Annotated in this window: 20 protein-coding genes; 7 read left to right on the top strand and 13 right to left on the bottom strand. The window is 38.3% G+C overall.

The genetic code is table 11. The annotated features are described in order from the left end of the window. Window positions 1-25: 25 nt before the first annotated feature. From modD to CVS89_RS06050, 10 genes are all read right to left on the bottom strand, one after another. Window positions 26-859: a ModD protein gene (gene modD / locus CVS89_RS06095; RefSeq protein WP_107848371.1), complete on the bottom strand. Its 834-nt coding sequence runs from the start codon at window positions 857-859 to the stop codon at window positions 26-28. 1 nt (window position 860) lies between these two features. Beyond that, window positions 861-1,118 (bottom strand): helicase, encoded by a 258-nt coding sequence (locus CVS89_RS06090; protein WP_107848370.1) that lies wholly within the window; start codon window positions 1,116-1,118, stop codon window positions 861-863. Window positions 1,119-1,128: 10 nt separating this feature from the next. Next, the gene (locus CVS89_RS06085; RefSeq protein WP_107848369.1) at window positions 1,129-2,592 is read right to left on the bottom strand and encodes an alanine/glycine:cation symporter family protein; all 1,464 of its coding nucleotides are present in this window, start codon (window positions 2,590-2,592) and stop codon (window positions 1,129-1,131) included. 14 nt (window positions 2,593-2,606) lie between these two features. After that, the gene (locus CVS89_RS06080) at window positions 2,607-4,697 is read right to left on the bottom strand and encodes a heavy metal translocating P-type ATPase (RefSeq protein WP_411160889.1); all 2,091 of its coding nucleotides are present in this window, start codon (window positions 4,695-4,697) and stop codon (window positions 2,607-2,609) included. Next, window positions 4,666-4,986 carry a hypothetical protein gene (locus CVS89_RS06075; RefSeq protein ID WP_012001864.1) on the bottom strand — a complete coding sequence of 107 codons (321 nt, stop codon included), beginning with the start codon at window positions 4,984-4,986 and terminating at the stop codon, window positions 4,666-4,668. The genes CVS89_RS06080 and CVS89_RS06075 overlap by 32 nt, the downstream gene beginning before the upstream one ends. After that, a complete protein-coding gene (locus tag CVS89_RS06070) occupies window positions 4,986-5,300 on the bottom strand; it encodes a hypothetical protein (RefSeq protein WP_009293949.1) in 315 nt (104 codons plus the stop codon). The genes CVS89_RS06075 and CVS89_RS06070 overlap by 1 nt, the downstream gene beginning before the upstream one ends. 9 nt (window positions 5,301-5,309) lie before the next feature. After that, the gene (locus tag CVS89_RS06065) at window positions 5,310-5,621 is read right to left on the bottom strand and encodes a hypothetical protein (RefSeq protein WP_232523957.1); all 312 of its coding nucleotides are present in this window, start codon (window positions 5,619-5,621) and stop codon (window positions 5,310-5,312) included. Window positions 5,622-5,652: 31 nt separating this feature from the next. Continuing rightward, complete coding sequence (locus tag CVS89_RS06060) at window positions 5,653-6,303, bottom strand: aminotransferase (RefSeq protein WP_107848368.1); 651 nt, start codon at window positions 6,301-6,303, stop codon at window positions 5,653-5,655. Next, a complete protein-coding gene (locus CVS89_RS06055; protein ID WP_009293946.1) occupies window positions 6,296-6,619 on the bottom strand; it encodes an HMA2 domain-containing protein in 324 nt (107 codons plus the stop codon). Before CVS89_RS06055 ends, CVS89_RS06060 begins: the two co-directional genes overlap by 8 nt. Window positions 6,620-6,721: 102 nt before the next feature. Continuing rightward, window positions 6,722-7,168, bottom strand: a complete 447-nt coding sequence (locus tag CVS89_RS06050) for a Fur family transcriptional regulator (RefSeq protein ID WP_107848367.1) — start codon at window positions 7,166-7,168, stop codon at window positions 6,722-6,724. Between the two features lie 150 nt (window positions 7,169-7,318). On the opposite strand from CVS89_RS06050, the gene CVS89_RS06045 reads away from it, so the two are divergent. Next, a complete protein-coding gene (locus CVS89_RS06045; RefSeq protein WP_002942234.1) occupies window positions 7,319-7,528 on the top strand; it encodes a hypothetical protein in 210 nt (69 codons plus the stop codon). Between the two features lie 106 nt (window positions 7,529-7,634). Here CVS89_RS06045 and CVS89_RS06040 read toward each other — a convergent pair whose 3' ends face one another. After that, window positions 7,635-8,300, bottom strand: coding sequence for a lipid-binding SYLF domain-containing protein (locus tag CVS89_RS06040; RefSeq protein ID WP_107848366.1), 666 nt, complete (start codon window positions 8,298-8,300; stop codon window positions 7,635-7,637). A 117-nt stretch (window positions 8,301-8,417) separates the two neighbouring features. Here CVS89_RS06040 and CVS89_RS06035 point away from each other — a divergent pair, with 117 nt between their 5' ends. Together CVS89_RS06035 and CVS89_RS06030 are read left to right on the top strand one after the other, a co-directional pair. After that, window positions 8,418-9,026, top strand: coding sequence for a trimeric intracellular cation channel family protein (locus CVS89_RS06035; RefSeq protein WP_107848365.1), 609 nt, complete (start codon window positions 8,418-8,420; stop codon window positions 9,024-9,026). After that, window positions 9,023-10,009, top strand: coding sequence for an SAM-dependent methyltransferase (locus CVS89_RS06030; RefSeq protein WP_021084707.1), 987 nt, complete (start codon window positions 9,023-9,025; stop codon window positions 10,007-10,009). The genes CVS89_RS06035 and CVS89_RS06030 overlap by 4 nt, the downstream gene beginning before the upstream one ends. Here the strand turns inward: CVS89_RS06030 and ybaK are convergent. Continuing rightward, window positions 9,998-10,480: a Cys-tRNA(Pro) deacylase gene (gene ybaK, locus CVS89_RS06025; RefSeq protein WP_002942247.1), complete on the bottom strand. Its 483-nt coding sequence runs from the start codon at window positions 10,478-10,480 to the stop codon at window positions 9,998-10,000. The two genes, CVS89_RS06030 and ybaK, sit on opposite strands and share 12 nt — an antisense overlap. A gap of 58 nt (window positions 10,481-10,538) precedes the next feature. On the opposite strand from ybaK, the gene fliL reads away from it, so the two are divergent. The 4 genes from fliL to CVS89_RS06005 all read left to right on the top strand — a co-directional run bounded on the left by fliL (window position 10,539) and on the right by CVS89_RS06005 (window position 13,165). After that, window positions 10,539-11,075: a flagellar basal body-associated protein FliL gene (fliL, locus tag CVS89_RS06020; RefSeq protein ID WP_002942267.1), complete on the top strand. Its 537-nt coding sequence runs from the start codon at window positions 10,539-10,541 to the stop codon at window positions 11,073-11,075. Continuing rightward, the gene (gene acpS, locus CVS89_RS06015) at window positions 11,072-11,416 is read left to right on the top strand and encodes a holo-ACP synthase (RefSeq protein ID WP_107848364.1); all 345 of its coding nucleotides are present in this window, start codon (window positions 11,072-11,074) and stop codon (window positions 11,414-11,416) included. The genes fliL and acpS overlap by 4 nt, the downstream gene beginning before the upstream one ends. Window positions 11,417-11,556: 140 nt before the next feature. Further along, on the top strand, window positions 11,557-12,360 hold the full coding sequence (locus tag CVS89_RS10015) for a hypothetical protein (RefSeq protein ID WP_107848363.1): 804 nt from the start codon (window positions 11,557-11,559) through the stop codon (window positions 12,358-12,360). Between the two features lie 13 nt (window positions 12,361-12,373). Next, complete coding sequence (locus CVS89_RS06005) at window positions 12,374-13,165, top strand: cell surface protein (protein ID WP_107848362.1); 792 nt, start codon at window positions 12,374-12,376, stop codon at window positions 13,163-13,165. Between the two features lie 35 nt (window positions 13,166-13,200). On the opposite strand, the gene CVS89_RS06000 is transcribed toward CVS89_RS06005, so the two are convergent. Further along, window positions 13,201-14,244 (bottom strand): Cj0814 family flagellar-dependent secreted protein, encoded by a 1,044-nt coding sequence (locus CVS89_RS06000; protein WP_107848361.1) that lies wholly within the window; start codon window positions 14,242-14,244, stop codon window positions 13,201-13,203. Window positions 14,245-14,278 lie beyond the last annotated feature (34 nt).

Below are 14,278 nucleotides of genomic sequence, written 5' to 3'. Positions count from 1 at the left end.
AATATGTATTTTTATATGTAAAATTTTACAAAATTTCAAGTCTTGCGCTGATGTCGGCAACGCCTTTTGAATACATTGCAGAAGTTACTATCGCATCGGCAGCTGCAAATTCTTTTGCGTTTGCTAAATTTACGCCGCCAGCTGCTAGTATCATAGTATTTGGTGAAATTTCATCTCTTAAGGCTAGCACGTTTTTGATAAGCTCTGGGCTAAATTTATCACACTGCACGACGTCACATTTTGCCTTCAAAAGCTTGCTTGCTTCGTCTAAATTTTCAGCCTCGACGCAGATCTTTCGCTCGACCATTTTAGCTTTAAACTCTGGCAAATGTGATATAAATTCATCAAAGCTAGCGTAGGCTTTTATGTGGTTTCTAAAAAATAAAATGCTATCGCTAAGCCCCAGCCTATGCATGCCACCACCGCCTTCAAGCACGGCTTTTACGCAAAATTTCTTCGCAAATGGAAAGCTCTTTCTGGTTGCTAAAACTTCGCATTTTTCATTGACGCTTTTTGCAGCTTTTGACATTTTATTTGTGTAGGTTGCGATGGCGCTGGCGTACTCTAGTGTGACTTGGGCTAGTTTCCAAGCCTTATGCACATCTTCGTAGCTACCATAAATTTTTATGATCACATCGCCAGCCTTGCAAATTTGAGAGTTTTTGACAAAAATTTCGCTCTCGCAGCCAAGTAGCCTTGCTATGCTTGCTGCTACATCTACGCAGCTAACGCAAATTTCATCACGCGAGTAAATTTCAAGTGAGGCTTTTTTATCGATATCTTGAAGCGACGTTGTGAGGTCAAAGTAGGGTAGATCCTCATTTATGTAGTCTAAAATTTCAGCGTCGCTTAGTCTCATTTTATGCCTTTTTTGAAGCGGTTTTTGCTTTTACGATCATCTTTTTAAAGATGCCGTTGTCGTAAAGTCCAGCGTGGTAAAGCGCAAAGCATGTAAATGCGATGCCAGAAGCTACGTGGAATTTTTTAACAGATCTATTTTTCATAAAAAGTGCGCTTAGGCAAACAGATGCCAAAGTGACGCTCATGCCGACCTTTGCTACTTGTCTATGGATGTTTAGGTCTAGTAGTTTGCCGCTTATCTTTATATCTTTTCCCAAATTTTCTCCTTTAGTTTTTGCCCCAGCAGCTTGTGTTTTTGATGCCTAGACTCTCTGGGTCAAATTCTGGATTTTTACCAGCTTTTCTTTGAGCTTCGTAGTCTTTTATCGCTATTATCACCACTTTTGATAGTAAGAAAATAGCGATGATATTTATCGTAGCCATAGCTGCCATCGTGATATCAGCGATATTCCAAGCTAGTTTTAAGTTCATCTGAGCGCCTATAAATATCATAATCACTGCTGTGATCTTAAATGCTAGCGTTAAATTTTTACTTTTTGTTAGAAATTTCATATTTGCCTGGGCGTAGTAGTAGTTGCCAATGAGCGATGTGATGGCAAATAGCACTACTGCAAGGGTCGTAAAGTGTAGCCCAAAGTCGCCAAAATACTCTTTCATCGCTGCTTGAACGAGAGGTAGGGCGGTTAGCACTTCGCCACTTACGCCAGTTTGTTTTGTAAGATATGCTTGAGAAAAAAGCACGATCATACCAGAGGCGATGCATATCGTCATATCGATAAAGACCGCCATTGCTTGCACTAGTCCTTGTTTGACTGGGTGGCTTGTGTGCGCCGCAGCCGCTGCATTTGGGGCTGAGCCCATGCCGGCCTCGTTTGAGAAAAGTCCTCTTTTTATGCCTATTACGATCACGCTTCCAGCAAATCCACCAAAGATCGCTTTAAAATCAAAGGCACTTTCTATGATCATCTTGATGACGGCTGGAATTTCTTTGAAATTTAAAACGATCGCGATGATAGCTAGTAAGATGTAAGTAAGCGCCATGAAAGGCACGATATATGAGCTAACCTTGCCAATGATGTGGCTCTTGCTAAAAAACATCACAGCTGTAAATGCTGTAAGGATAAGTCCGATGCCAATAGGTAAGCCGCTTTGTGCAAAGGTGATGTTGCTGCCTGCTTTGTCGTAGTAAATTTCAAAAGCAGAGGTCATGGTGTAGCTTTGAAGCCCATTAAAACCATAAGCATAGGTGATGATAAGAATGATGGCAAACAAAGAGCCAAGCCACTTTATGCCAAGCCCATTTTTGATGTAATAAGCCGGCCCGCCTTTAAAGCCAAAGACATCTTTTGTCTTATAAATTTGAGCCAAAGTGCTCTCGATAAAGGCTGAAGCTGAGCCTAAAAACGCCATCAAACACATCCAAAAAAGTGCCCCTGGACCACCTGCGACGATGGCAGCTGAAATTCCGGCAATGTTGCCGATGCCGACACGTGAAGCAGTCGAGATCATCAGCGCTTGAAACGGAGTTAGATGGTGCTTGTTATACCTGTCCTTTTTTTCTACCAGAACTCTGCAAGCTTCAAAGAACATCCTAAACTGCACAAAACGGGTAAGGTAGCTAAAGTAAATTCCTGAAGCTACAAGGATGATAACCAAAAAATATCCATATAAAAAGTCGTTGGCTACATCCATTTTGCCGTTTAAAAAGTTTAAGAAATTCTCAAACACCATCTATCCTTTCAAATTTATTTTGACTTGATCTTCACGCCCTTCATTGAGTTGAGCAGAAGCCAGATCGTCGTGCCATTGTGAAGCATGGCAGTTGCTATTGGATTTAGCATGCCAAGCGTTGCGGCACTTAGTATGGCTGTATTTACGCCAACGGTTGAGCGGAAATTTGAGCTAATTAACTTCATAGTTTTATTAGCAAGCTCTTTTGCAAGCGCTACGCTCATGATGTCATCTTTTAAAAGGCTTATATCAGCTGTTGCTTTAGCGATATCAGCACCTTTGTGCATGCTGATGCCAACATTTGCTTTTGTTAGGCTTGGCGCGTCATTTATGCCATCACCTACAAAAGCGACCTTTTTGCCCTCACTCTTTAGCTCTTCGATGATCGCTGCTTTATCAGTTGGCAAGCACTCAGCATAGACCCTGTCAAGCCCCAGCTCGCGCGCTACCTCTTCAGCTTTGCTCTTTATGTCACCACTTAGCATAACTATCTCTTTTACGCCAAGATTTCGTAGTTTTGCCACCATATCTTTAGCGTTTGCTCTCATATCATCTTTCATGGCTATGACGCCAACAAGCTCTTTGTCGTATCCTACGTAAAGCAAGGTTAAACCGCTTTGTAAAGCCTTATTTATGAGCGTTTCGTGAGCTTTAAAGCTTATCATCTCATCATCTTCTAAAAAGTGCCTACTGCCGATAACGACCTCTTTGCCGTGCATCGCAGTTTTTACGCCGTGAGCTACGATAAATTCAACCTCGTCGTGGTGAATATGGCTAAATCCACGCTTGTTTGCAGCCTCAACTATCGCTTCAGCCACAGGGTGGAAGTAGTGCTCCTCGGCACTTGCGGTTAAATTTAAGATATCAGCCTCTGAAAATCCATCTTTAAAAGAGTAAATTTCAACCACGCTTAGGCGTCCGTGAGTTAGAGTGCCGGTTTTGTCAAAGACAAATGTATCGACCGAGCTTAGAGCCTCGATCGCCTTTGCGCCTTTTATGAGGATGCCGTTTCTGCCAGCTTTTGAGATGCTTGACTTAAACGCAACTGGCGTAGCAAGCTTAAGCGCGCAAGAGTAGTCAGCTTGAAGCACGCTTGCAACGCTGTTCATATTTTTATTTATAACATACGAAAGCCCAGCAAGAGAGAGTGTAACTGGCACTAGCTTATCAGCTAGTTTTAGAGCTTTTACGCCGATGGCTGATTTTTCATTAAGTGAAGTTTGGATGTACTCTTTGATCCTTGCGGTTGCGGTGTCGCTACCTACATTTTCAGCCCAAATTTTGATCCTGCCCTCATCGACAACAGTGCCGCTTATGACGCGGTCACCTCTAGCTTTTGCCACGGGTTCTGCTTCTCCAGTCATTGAGACTTGATTTACATCAGCATTACCCTCGACGATGTAGCCATCAACGCCTATCGTCTCGCCAGCTCCGACTACTACGATGTCGCCTTTTTTTAAATTTTCGGTTTTTACCTTTTCAAGTGTCTTTTCGCCGTTTAAATTTCGCTCGACCCAGACCTCTTCGATGTTTGGTTTGGCTAGCTCTTTGATGAGATCATCGCTTCTGTGGCTAGCACTTTCTTCCATGTATTCGCCGATATTTATCATCAAATTTGTGCTATTTGCAGCCAAATGATCACCCATTGCTAGGCTTGTGCCAATAGCAGTTGCCTCGAGCACTTTTGAGGTGATGCCCTCATGCCTTAGCTCTTTTGCGCCTTCTATTAAATTTGGAGCTGTGGCGTAAAGAGTTACGGCTGATTTTAGAGTTTTATTACTCATAAATGGCGTTACACCAAGTGCAGCAGCAGCTTTGTAGATATTTGCTTTGCTAGGCAGGCTCTCATCTTTTGGCTTAGTTGGAAAATCATAGCTTTTTATAAAATCTAAAATTTTCTCATAGCTCTTATCAAACTCGACAACGATACTTTTTGCGTATTTATTTACACGCACGCTTTTTGCATCGGTTCGCTCTGAGATCGCAGCCTCGATGGCGCTGACATCGCTTCTAGCGTTTAGGCTCTCGCAAATAAACCTCGCTCTATTTTTGCTCTTGTGAGCTAGAGTGACCTTATTTTTGTGAGTCAAGTTCTGCTTTGACATCTTCAAAACGCTCTTTTAGTTCTTCTATGCCAGCGTTTATTAGCTCGCCACCTTTGATGATCGCTTTAAATACGCACTCTTGTGCTTTTGGATTAGTTAGCACATAAGCTGCTATGCCACCTAAAAGTAGGCCTTTTACAAAGCCAGCTGCGTTAAAATTTTCAGGTACAAATGGTAAATTTTGAGCTGCATTGTTTATCGCATTATCAACCGCACTTGGCTGAGTTGCTGCTGCGTCATTTGCTGCTACTTCGTTTGCGTTTTCTTCATTGATATAAGGGTTATTCATTATTTACTCTCCAATTTTATTAGTTCTTCAGCTATCAAAAGACCGCCGATGCCAGCTGCAGTAAAAGCTGCTGCGTTTAGATATTTTTTTTGTGCTATCAAATTTGAAGCATGAATGCCAACAGCACCTACAAAACCACCAGTTACGGCGTATTTTGCTATCTTTTTAGCGACATCTTTTTTAGTTGCTCTGTTGTTTAGATAGTCGCTAAAGCCAAGCGCAGCCGCACCCATACCAGCGATCAAGGCTCCACTGATGAAGTGATCAAATGGAAGTCTTGTGTTTGAAAGTGTAAAAAGACTATTTTCTTGCATTCTCTATCCTTAAGCTATATCGTTTGGTGTGATAGCTTTTGGAGCTGCTGGCTTTTTAGCGCGTGGTTTTCTTGTTTTTTTAACCACTTTTTCAGCCTCTTTTTCTACTTTTTTAACGCCACGTTTTGCTTTTTTCTCTTCTTTAACTATGAAGTCTTTTGCGTCTTTTGCGACGTTTTTGCCTTTTTTATAAAGATCTTTTGCAGCCTCTTTGCCTTTATCTAAGCCATCTTTTGCGCACTCTTTGATCTTATCTCTTTTACTCCAAGCAACTACTGCTAAACCGCCTACTGCTAAACCTGCTAAAAATGGTAATGCCATTTTAAATCCTTTCTTTGTTTGATTTTGTAAATTATTCATCTTCTTCATCCTTATTTAAATTTTTGCTAACTACTGAAATGCCTAATGCCCCAAGCGCAAGCCCGCTAAAAAACGAGAAATTTGGATTATTGGTTATCTTTGCTAACTCGCTTTTATCAGCCTTGCCACTTGCGATATTTTGCAAGCTTTTAGTTATCTCATTAAAGTCATTTTGATAGCTTTCTAAAATGTTTGCTATGCCATTTTGCTCAAAATTTTGCGAAATTTCATTTAAATTTAGCTCATTTTTTACCTCACATCCGCTATAAATTTCTTTTAAGCAGTGCTTTAAAGAGGCGATATATTCATTATTTGAAGTAGCCCAAAGTCTAAAAAATAGATCTTTTAGCTCCTCATCGTCTAAGCTTTCACAAAATTTTTCATACATTTTGTTTAGCTCATTTTCATAGTTTAGTGCCTCTATCAGCGCATCTTCTTTATTTTTTGCTGGCAAAAAGATAGCTTCATTTTCACAAACAAGCTCATACTCATGCGCACTTGCAAATTTCTCTATCAAGATGATCGCATTTTTTCTTACGCTTGCGATTTGATCAAATACTTCGCCAAATGAAGCTAGGCTTTCATATAGCCTAAGTGCGTTTTTTTCGCTCGTATAAGAGGCGTTTAAAAGCTCGTTAAGCATATTTTACTTCTCTTGCTACTTCATTTACTTTAGCTGAAATTTCTTCTAAATTTTGCCCTTTTAAGAGATCCTCCCAGAGATTTTTAGGGAAAATTTCATGATCGTATTCTATCGTTACAGAGCCGATTAGCTTGTTAAATTTAACATTTTTTATGCCATTTATCTGAGCTATCATGTCATCTAAACTGGCTAAATTTACGCTACTGCTTAGCTCTTTGATCTTTGGGCTAACCCTTACTCTTAGTCTGCCATTTGTGTGAGCTATCATAGAAAAATAGCTTGCAACTTGTGCTAAAGTTTGTGTTTTTATATCCATTTTCATCCTTTTATTTTGTCTGCGTATTATCTAATTTGTAACTTAAACAAATCTGAAATTTTTTTGTCTTTCATTATCAAAAAGTAAAATGAAATGATAAATTTAAATCCCATTTTTTGCTTGGCAATCACTGCAAATTCCATAAAGTATCATCTTGTGAGACTCTGCACTAAATGAACTTTGACTACAAATTTGATCTTGTCTTTGCTCTATCATCTCATCTTCAAAATCAACCACTTTGCCGCAAATTTCACATATCAGGTGATCGTGAGAGGATTTTAAATTTAGCTCGTAATTTTTAACACCATTTTGCTCAAAACTATTTGCCAGATGGTGCTCTTCAAGAAAATTTAAAAAGGTATATATAGAAGTCATTGAAATTTCATTTTTGTAAGTTTCATAAATTTTTTGGCAAATTTCTTGAGCATTTAGATGCGACTTGCTAGTAAAAAGCACACGCAAAATTTGCTCTTTTATCTCAGAGCCTTTTTGACCAAAAGCTTTTAAAAACTCGTTAAAATGCTTGTAAAATAGTTCAAAGTCTTCCACAAAGTCCCTATCAAATTGATAATGAAAGTAAAGATTTTACAACTTTGCTACTAAAAAATGCATAAAATTTCTTACGAATTTAAAGTAAAGTATTTTATAAGCTTCTTTTGGTATAGTTTCGCATTTTTTAAATCAGAATTAAGGAACGAAATGACTTACGACGAGCTAGAATTAGACGCCGTTTTGTTAGAGGTTTTGGAAAATAGAGGCAGCTTTGACTCGATGGATGACGAAGAGCTTTACGAGCTTATCGAGCAAGTCGCGCAATACACTGACGGCGACTACGAAGAGGCGTTTGAATATATGACTCAATTTTCTCCGATCCCTAAAAAACGCTTTGTATCACTATTTATGGTTTAGCAAAAGGCTAAGCCATAATCTTGCTAATTTATAAACTAAATTTCAAAAATCTTTAAAATGTCAAAAAAGAGCTTGACTCTTTTAAAAGAGCCAAGATGTGAGGTTTTTATAAGAAGTATTTTGAGATTATCTCTTTAAATTTGATTGTGTATTTGCTAGCTTTTGGGCTGTTGTTGTAGATATCTTCGAATTCATAAATTCTATCGTAGTAGTCGTTTGTATCTTGCGCGTTTATCTTAAGTCTTGCCACGTCTAAGCTAACGCCAACAAAAGCTCCACTAGTCTTGCCACGCTCCTCGACAAATGCTGAAATTTCAGGCAAATCGCTAGCTATCGCCACTTCGTTGCCAACGCCGCCAGTCGCTTCTGCTTTTAGGCTGATCGTATCTTTTGCGTTAAATAAGCTTGCGTAGGCTTCTGAGTTTTTAAACAAGATGATCATATCTGCTGAGCTATATCCTAGCTGAAGGCCGATGCTGCCAGATGTGTAATTTACAAAAAATGGGCTTGACCACTCGCCATCGTCGTTTTTAGCGATAAATACACCTTTGCCTTTTGAGCCAGTGATGATCGCACCTGCTTTTGTTACATCTGGGATGATGGCGATGGCTTTGATGCCTGTAAATTTGGTATTTGGTTTTAAATTTCTAGTGCCAAAAGCGTTTAAAATGTTTATCGCATTTTTTAATTTTTGATTTTGGATCACGTCAGCGTTTAAATTTAACACAAAAAATGAGCCGATCAAAAAGAGCAAAGTTAGAATTTTTTTCATCAAATTTCCTTATTTAAAATTTTTGTTATTATAGCCTAAAATAAACTATTATTTAAAAATTTATTAATGAAATTTTATGAGATTTCATTATAAAATGCCCATTTTTAAGGAAAAAATATGAGCTTAATACTTTTTGTAGAATACGTCGGTATCGCATCAGCTGCGCTTAGTGGCTTTTTGTTTGCAGTAAAAAGAGAGTGTGACTGGCTGGGTGTCTTTTTGTCTGCATTTTTGACCGCACTTGGAGGCGGTATCGTGCGTGATATGCTAGTTGGCAGGGCGGTTTATTCATTTACTCACTACATGCCAGTAAGCGTCGTCATCTTTATGCTTGTCGTATCTAGGATCACAAATTTGCATATAAAAAGAGATGGTTTAGAGAAGAAATTTGTCTTTATCTTTGCCGATGCGATCGACGTTATCTGCTTTTCGATCGTTGGAGCGATGGTTGCCATTGAGTATAGTTACAACATCTTTGGCGTCATGATGATCGCTTTTTTTAACGGCGTTGGTGGCGGTATCTTAAGAGATATCTTGCTAAATGAAGTCCCGTGGTTTTTACGCACCGGACTTTACGGCACGATAAGCCTTGGCGTGGGGCTTGCCTACTTTATCCTATATTATCTAGGCCTTACTAACATATTTTTTACCATGCTCTTGCTAGCTGCTGGCATAACGGTCAGGATGTTTGCATTTTATAGAGGTTGGAAGCTGCCTGATCTATGAAATTTAGCGAGTTTTTTGATATCTGGGTCAATGAAAACTACTATAAATTTGGCGTGGATATCGGCAAAAAGGGCGATTTTTACACAAATGTAAGCGTTGGCTACCTCTTTGGCGCTTGCCTTGCAAACTATTTTTTAAAGCTACTTAAAAACGGCGAAATTTCTAGCTCATGCAAGGTCATGGAGATCGGCGCAAACTCAGGCGATATGCTGGCTGATTTTGCGCAAGGTATATTTACGCTTGAGCCAGAAATTTTGCCAAATTTAGAGTTTATCATCATAGAACCTCATGAAATTTTACGCAAAAAACAGCTTAAAACCTTTAAAAATCGCTTTGGTGACGAAGTAAAAATAAAACACTATGAAAATTTGAGCGAGTGCTCTTTTGATGAAATTTTTGTCATCTCAAATGAGCTGCTTGACGCATTTAGCTGCGAGGTGATAGACGCAGATAATATGCTTTTTGTGGATAGCGATCTAAAATTTCACTGGCAAAAAGCGGATCAAAATTTGTTGGCTCTTGCAAAGAAATTTGGCATAAAAAAGGGCGAGATATCAACTAGCTACGCTAAATTTGCACTCCAGCTTGCAAATGCGGCAAAAAAGGTGAGATTTTTAAGCTTTGACTACGGCGAATTTGAGCCAAAAAATGAGTTTAGCCTAAGAGTTTTTAAGGATCATCAAGTTTTTTCATTGTTTGAAATTTCAAACCTCGAGCCATATTTTAAAAGCTCAGATCTAACTTATAGCCTTTGTTTTAAGCAGGTAAAAGAGGCTTTTTGTGAAGCTGGCTTTTTGATGCTTAAATTTAAAAAACAAAATGATGCCTTAGTTTGCGACTTTGGCGTGGATGAAATTTTATCTTTGGTACTTGAAAAAGGCAGCAAGAAAGCCTATGAAAACGCTGCAAAACAGGCGAAATTTCTACTCTCGCCTGAGTTTTTAGGCGAGAAGTTTAAATTTATAGAGTTTTTAAAGAGCTAGCCTAGCGATATCAGCGTAACCCGCTTCGCAAGCCTTTAAAAGGTCATTTGGAGCTATCTTTATCTGCTTGCCTCTTACTCCAGCGCTTACTAGCACGTACTCTTGCTCTTTTGCTCGCTCATCGATAAATGTGGCAAAATGCTTTTTCATAGCAAGTGGCGAGCAGCCACCTCTGATGTAGCCGGTGATCTTTTCTAGGTCTTTTAAATTTATGAGCTCGCAGCGTTTGGCTCCGCACGCATGAGCAAGTGCTTTTAGATCAAGCTCCAGATCGCCTTGCAAGCAAGCAACGACAAAATTTTTAGGCTCGCACTGGCAGACGATCGTCTTATAAATTTGCTTTATATCTTGCTTGGTGCTAGCTGCTACGTGAACGGCTGAAAGGTCGTTTAGATCGACTTCGTACTCAAGTATCTCATACTCTATTTTTAGCTTGTCTAAAAGCCTAGCGGCGTTGGTTTTATGTATCATCTTTTCTCATTTTTGTGAATTTTTTGTATAATTATAGCCAAAACTTAAAGGAGGAAAGATGGCTGAAGAAGTTGAAGAGAAAAAAGCAAAAAAAGGTGGCAATGGCGCTTTGATGATAATCATCATCGCGATATTTGTTTTATTGCTAGTTATCGGAGGGCTAGTGGCGTTTTTGATGCTTAGTTCTGACGAGCCAAAAGAGGCAAATATGGCGCAAACACCAGCTCAGACTCAAACTCAACCAGCACCCGCTCAAAACAAAGCAAAACGCGGTGGCAACGACTATTCGAACATGGGACCGATATATCCGCTTGATCAGTTTGTCGTAAATTTACTTAGTGAAAACGGCTCGAGATTTCTTAAAACTAAGATCGATTTAGAGCAAAGCGACGAGCTACTAACAGCCGAGCTTGATAAGAAAAAGGCACTTTTAAGAGATATCATCATAAGAACGCTCTCTTCTAAAACTTATGAAGAAGTAAGCACTGCAAAGGGCAAGGATAGACTAAAAGACGAGATCGTCGGCAAGCTAAATGAAGTGCTAAATGATGGCTACATCAAAAACATATTTTTTACTGATTTCGTGGTGCAATGATAGGCATCGATATCGTTAAAATAGATAGAATTTCAAGACTTAAGGCTCGTCACGGCGAGCTTTTTTTAAAGAGATTTTTAAGTGATAGCGAGATAGCGCTAGCAAAAAATGATGCGACTTTGGCTGGATTTTGGGCGGCCAAAGAAGCAGCTAGCAAAGCCCTTGGTGTGGGGATTAGCAAAGAGTGTGGCTTTTTGGATATTGTGCTCAGCAAAGACGCAAAAAACGCACCAAAGATAAAATTTAGCCCAAGAATTTATACAAGCTTTAATATCAAAGAAGCAAGCCTTAGTATAACTCACGACGGCGGATTTGCCGTAGCTGCAGTGATGATAGTGTGAAATTTATCTGTTTTTTCTAACTTTTGGCTACTTTTTTATATAAAGCCTAATTTACAAACAAATACTTATATAAACTTTTTTACAAAAAAGACGAAATTTGATGTAGCGCTTTGTGGTTTATAAAAACTAAGGATAGTAAAATGCAAATTTCTAATAATCTTTCAACCCCTAACTATCTCTCAAGAGAGAACATAGCAAGGGAGATGGGCTTTAAATTTAACGATATAAACGAGATACTTAGTAATGATATGGGTCATGGTATGACATTTTCTAAGTATGCAAGGCTAGATGATAAAGAAAGAGCAAGAGAATACGATAGATATGATCACTCACTCACTGGATTTGTAAAAGGTGAAGGAGAGCCAAGGGTAAGCATACTTGGCAAGCTAATGGGCTATGACGACTCTTTTTCAAAAGATGAGATAGATGAGCTAAAGAAATTTATAGATGATAGCGGTGCTTTAGGGCTTGAGAGAAATCCAGCATTTGAGCCAAAGGGGATTTTTAAAGATCCATTAAATAGTAAAAAGCTTAGCGTTGATGATTTTATAGATCAGTTTGCAAATAAAAAAATCCTCTCTTTTATAGCTTTTGGCGGTAGTAAGACAGCTGAACTACTTGATAGCGATATGAGTGTTGATGAGTTTAAAGGCAAATGGGCTAAATTTGCACTAAATGAGCGCTTTGGTTTAGAGCTTGACGAGGAACTAGCAAAGGAAACTATAAATTCCATCAACGATCTTGAAGCACAAAACGAAGAAGAGAAAAAAGAGAAGAAATTTACTCCTATACAAGTTACTAAAAAGTCTCAAACCTACAAGCTTGAAGCCGATGAGAGATTTAAGGAGCTTTATAAATTTATAAAGAGTGAATTTGATAGTGGCAAGAGCATGTTTGAAATTTTAGAAAAAGTAGCAAAGCTTAAAGTGGATAAGACAGCGTAAAGGGGAGCTTGAAATTATAACTAGCATAAACGGACTTAGCAACACACCGATACAAGATAACACTATCCAAAAAGAAAACGTGGCTAAAGATACCAAAGACGATGAAAAGGCTAAAATAGAAGCTTTATGGTATAGCCCAGTTGGAAAGAGCATAAAAGAGATTATTGATATAGACGAAAATGAAGATAATTGGGTTGCAAAAACGATAAGCAAAATAGATAATATGCTTTCTAAGCGTTACAATACCGAACAAGATCGCAACGCCATGTCGATGAAACAGCCAAGAACTTTAGAAGAAGCAAAAGATCAAGTTCTTATAATGTATTCTGATATATTAAAGGAAAACTCTGTTGATGGCAAGCCAACCATGATGGGCAAACTAATAGGTCTTGGCACAAAAGAAGAGGAGGCTGACCTAAGAGCATTTATGGATAGCATGTCCTCTCTATATCCAAATAATAACAAGGAGTCGCTTAGTCTTTTAGATAGAACCGACCTAAGCATAGATGAATTTAAGACTTTATTTGCCAAAGCAAGAGAAAAAGCTACAAAGGATGTTGAAGAACAAAGAAAGCAGATAATCAAAGAAGAACAAGAATACAATGCAAATTTTGCCAAAGAGCAAAGTGAGAAGAAATTTAAACCTATGCAGGTTAAGAAGAAGTATGAGACCTATGATATAAATAAGGATCAGAAATTTCTCTATGCAAGAGAGCTTTTAAATTTCAAAGAAAAAAGAGGTATAGACGTCTTAGAGCTTATGCAAAAGATAGACAAGAAGCAAATTTTAAATAAGATGGCTTGACTAGCTAAAGATAGCCACCTTTTAAATTTATCTATTTAAACTTTTGTCTCGTTTTGAAGCTTTGTGGCATGAGCTAGCACACTATCTACTATCTCACCAGCACTTTTGCCATCTTTTGAAGTTAGCAAATTTCTCTTTAGTAGCTCTTCTAAGATAAATTTGATCATCTTCTCATTTTTCAAAAGCCTTGAGAGAGGCACTATATCATCAGCTAGGCTTTGCTCATTCATTAGCTTTGAGTAAGAGTTTGCCTCCACACTAAGCTTCGTCTCGCCACTATCACTAGCGATAGGGCTAAAACTCTTTAAAAATCCCACAAATACACCAGCGCTGCTATAAGTATCATCTGCTTGATATACCGACATATCAGGGTTAAATGTATATTCGTCACTGGCTCTTGCATCAAGATGCTCTTTGCTAAAATTTAGCTCATAGACCTCGTGGCTTACTCCAAAGCCTCTAAGCTCATCTCTAACGCTCTTTGCATCGTTAAATTGATCAAATGTTTTATATACATTTGTAACAGATATTAAGCTCACATCTTTTAAGAAATTTGCATTTTTACCAAAGGTTTTTTGGTTGGTATCCATACTAAAGCCTTTTGGTAAATTTACTAGATCAGCCTCGCTATATCTATCTTTTTCATCCCCTACAATGCTTTTAAAAAGTTTATAATAGTGCTTTGTAGTATCAGCTACGTCTATCTTTTCAAAGGCAGCCTTTCTTTTATCTTGTGTGAAGAGATATGTTTTATTGTTGTATCTAACTATCTCATCAAGCGTGCTTTTGTGGATTTTAAAGTCTTGTGGCAAGCCTGCAGCTTTGTTAAAATCAGCTCCCATAAAGCCAGCTTTATCCACTGTGTAGCCATAAGCTTGAAGATCATTAAAATTTAATGAGGTGAGGCTATTTTGTGAAGAAGTGGTATAAGTAAATTTAGCTGGTTCTTGGTTTGGCTTGCTAATCTTTTCTTTGACATTTTGCTTTATAAGATCACTAAAATTTAAAGACCTATCTTTCTTGTATTGTTGCTTAGTGTATGAATTTACATTTGTGCTTAAGATGCTAATATCATTCATGGTTTGCTCCTTGATATTATCTGTCAAAGAGCAA

It is taken from the genome of Campylobacter concisus (assembly GCF_003048615.2).
GTDB lineage: Bacteria > Campylobacterota > Campylobacteria > Campylobacterales > Campylobacteraceae > Campylobacter_A > Campylobacter_A concisus_C.
Note: the sequence above shows the minus strand (reverse complement) of the source record. Positions and strands in the feature narration are given on the sequence as shown.

Excerpts from the sequence above, each read along its gene's own strand:
- modD (WP_107848371.1), bottom strand. The coding sequence starts at position 859 with ATGAGACTAAGCGACGCTGAAATTTTAGACTACATAAATGAGGATCTA.
- CVS89_RS06085 (WP_107848369.1), bottom strand. The coding sequence starts at position 2,592 with ATGGTGTTTGAGAATTTCTTAAACTTTTTAAACGGCAAAATGGATGTA.
- CVS89_RS06080 (WP_411160889.1), bottom strand. The coding sequence starts at position 4,697 with ATGTCAAAGCAGAACTTGACTCACAAAAATAAGGTCACTCTAGCTCAC.
- CVS89_RS06075 (WP_012001864.1), bottom strand. The coding sequence starts at position 4,986 with ATGAATAACCCTTATATCAATGAAGAAAACGCAAACGAAGTAGCAGCA.
- CVS89_RS06070 (WP_009293949.1), bottom strand. The coding sequence starts at position 5,300 with ATGCAAGAAAATAGTCTTTTTACACTTTCAAACACAAGACTTCCATTT.
- CVS89_RS06065 (WP_232523957.1), bottom strand. The coding sequence starts at position 5,621 with ATGGCATTACCATTTTTAGCAGGTTTAGCAGTAGGCGGTTTAGCAGTA.
- CVS89_RS06060 (WP_107848368.1), bottom strand. The coding sequence starts at position 6,303 with ATGCTTAACGAGCTTTTAAACGCCTCTTATACGAGCGAAAAAAACGCA.
- CVS89_RS06055 (WP_009293946.1), bottom strand. The coding sequence starts at position 6,619 with ATGGATATAAAAACACAAACTTTAGCACAAGTTGCAAGCTATTTTTCT.
- CVS89_RS06045 (WP_002942234.1), top strand. The coding sequence starts at position 7,319 with ATGACTTACGACGAGCTAGAATTAGACGCCGTTTTGTTAGAGGTTTTG.
- CVS89_RS06040 (WP_107848366.1), bottom strand. The coding sequence starts at position 8,300 with ATGAAAAAAATTCTAACTTTGCTCTTTTTGATCGGCTCATTTTTTGTG.
- CVS89_RS06035 (WP_107848365.1), top strand. The coding sequence starts at position 8,418 with ATGAGCTTAATACTTTTTGTAGAATACGTCGGTATCGCATCAGCTGCG.
- CVS89_RS06030 (WP_021084707.1), top strand. The coding sequence starts at position 9,023 with ATGAAATTTAGCGAGTTTTTTGATATCTGGGTCAATGAAAACTACTAT.
- ybaK (WP_002942247.1), bottom strand. The coding sequence starts at position 10,480 with ATGATACATAAAACCAACGCCGCTAGGCTTTTAGACAAGCTAAAAATA.
- fliL (WP_002942267.1), top strand. The coding sequence starts at position 10,539 with ATGGCTGAAGAAGTTGAAGAGAAAAAAGCAAAAAAAGGTGGCAATGGC.
- acpS (WP_107848364.1), top strand. The coding sequence starts at position 11,072 with ATGATAGGCATCGATATCGTTAAAATAGATAGAATTTCAAGACTTAAG.
- CVS89_RS10015 (WP_107848363.1), top strand. The coding sequence starts at position 11,557 with ATGCAAATTTCTAATAATCTTTCAACCCCTAACTATCTCTCAAGAGAG.
- CVS89_RS06000 (WP_107848361.1), bottom strand. The coding sequence starts at position 14,244 with ATGAATGATATTAGCATCTTAAGCACAAATGTAAATTCATACACTAAG.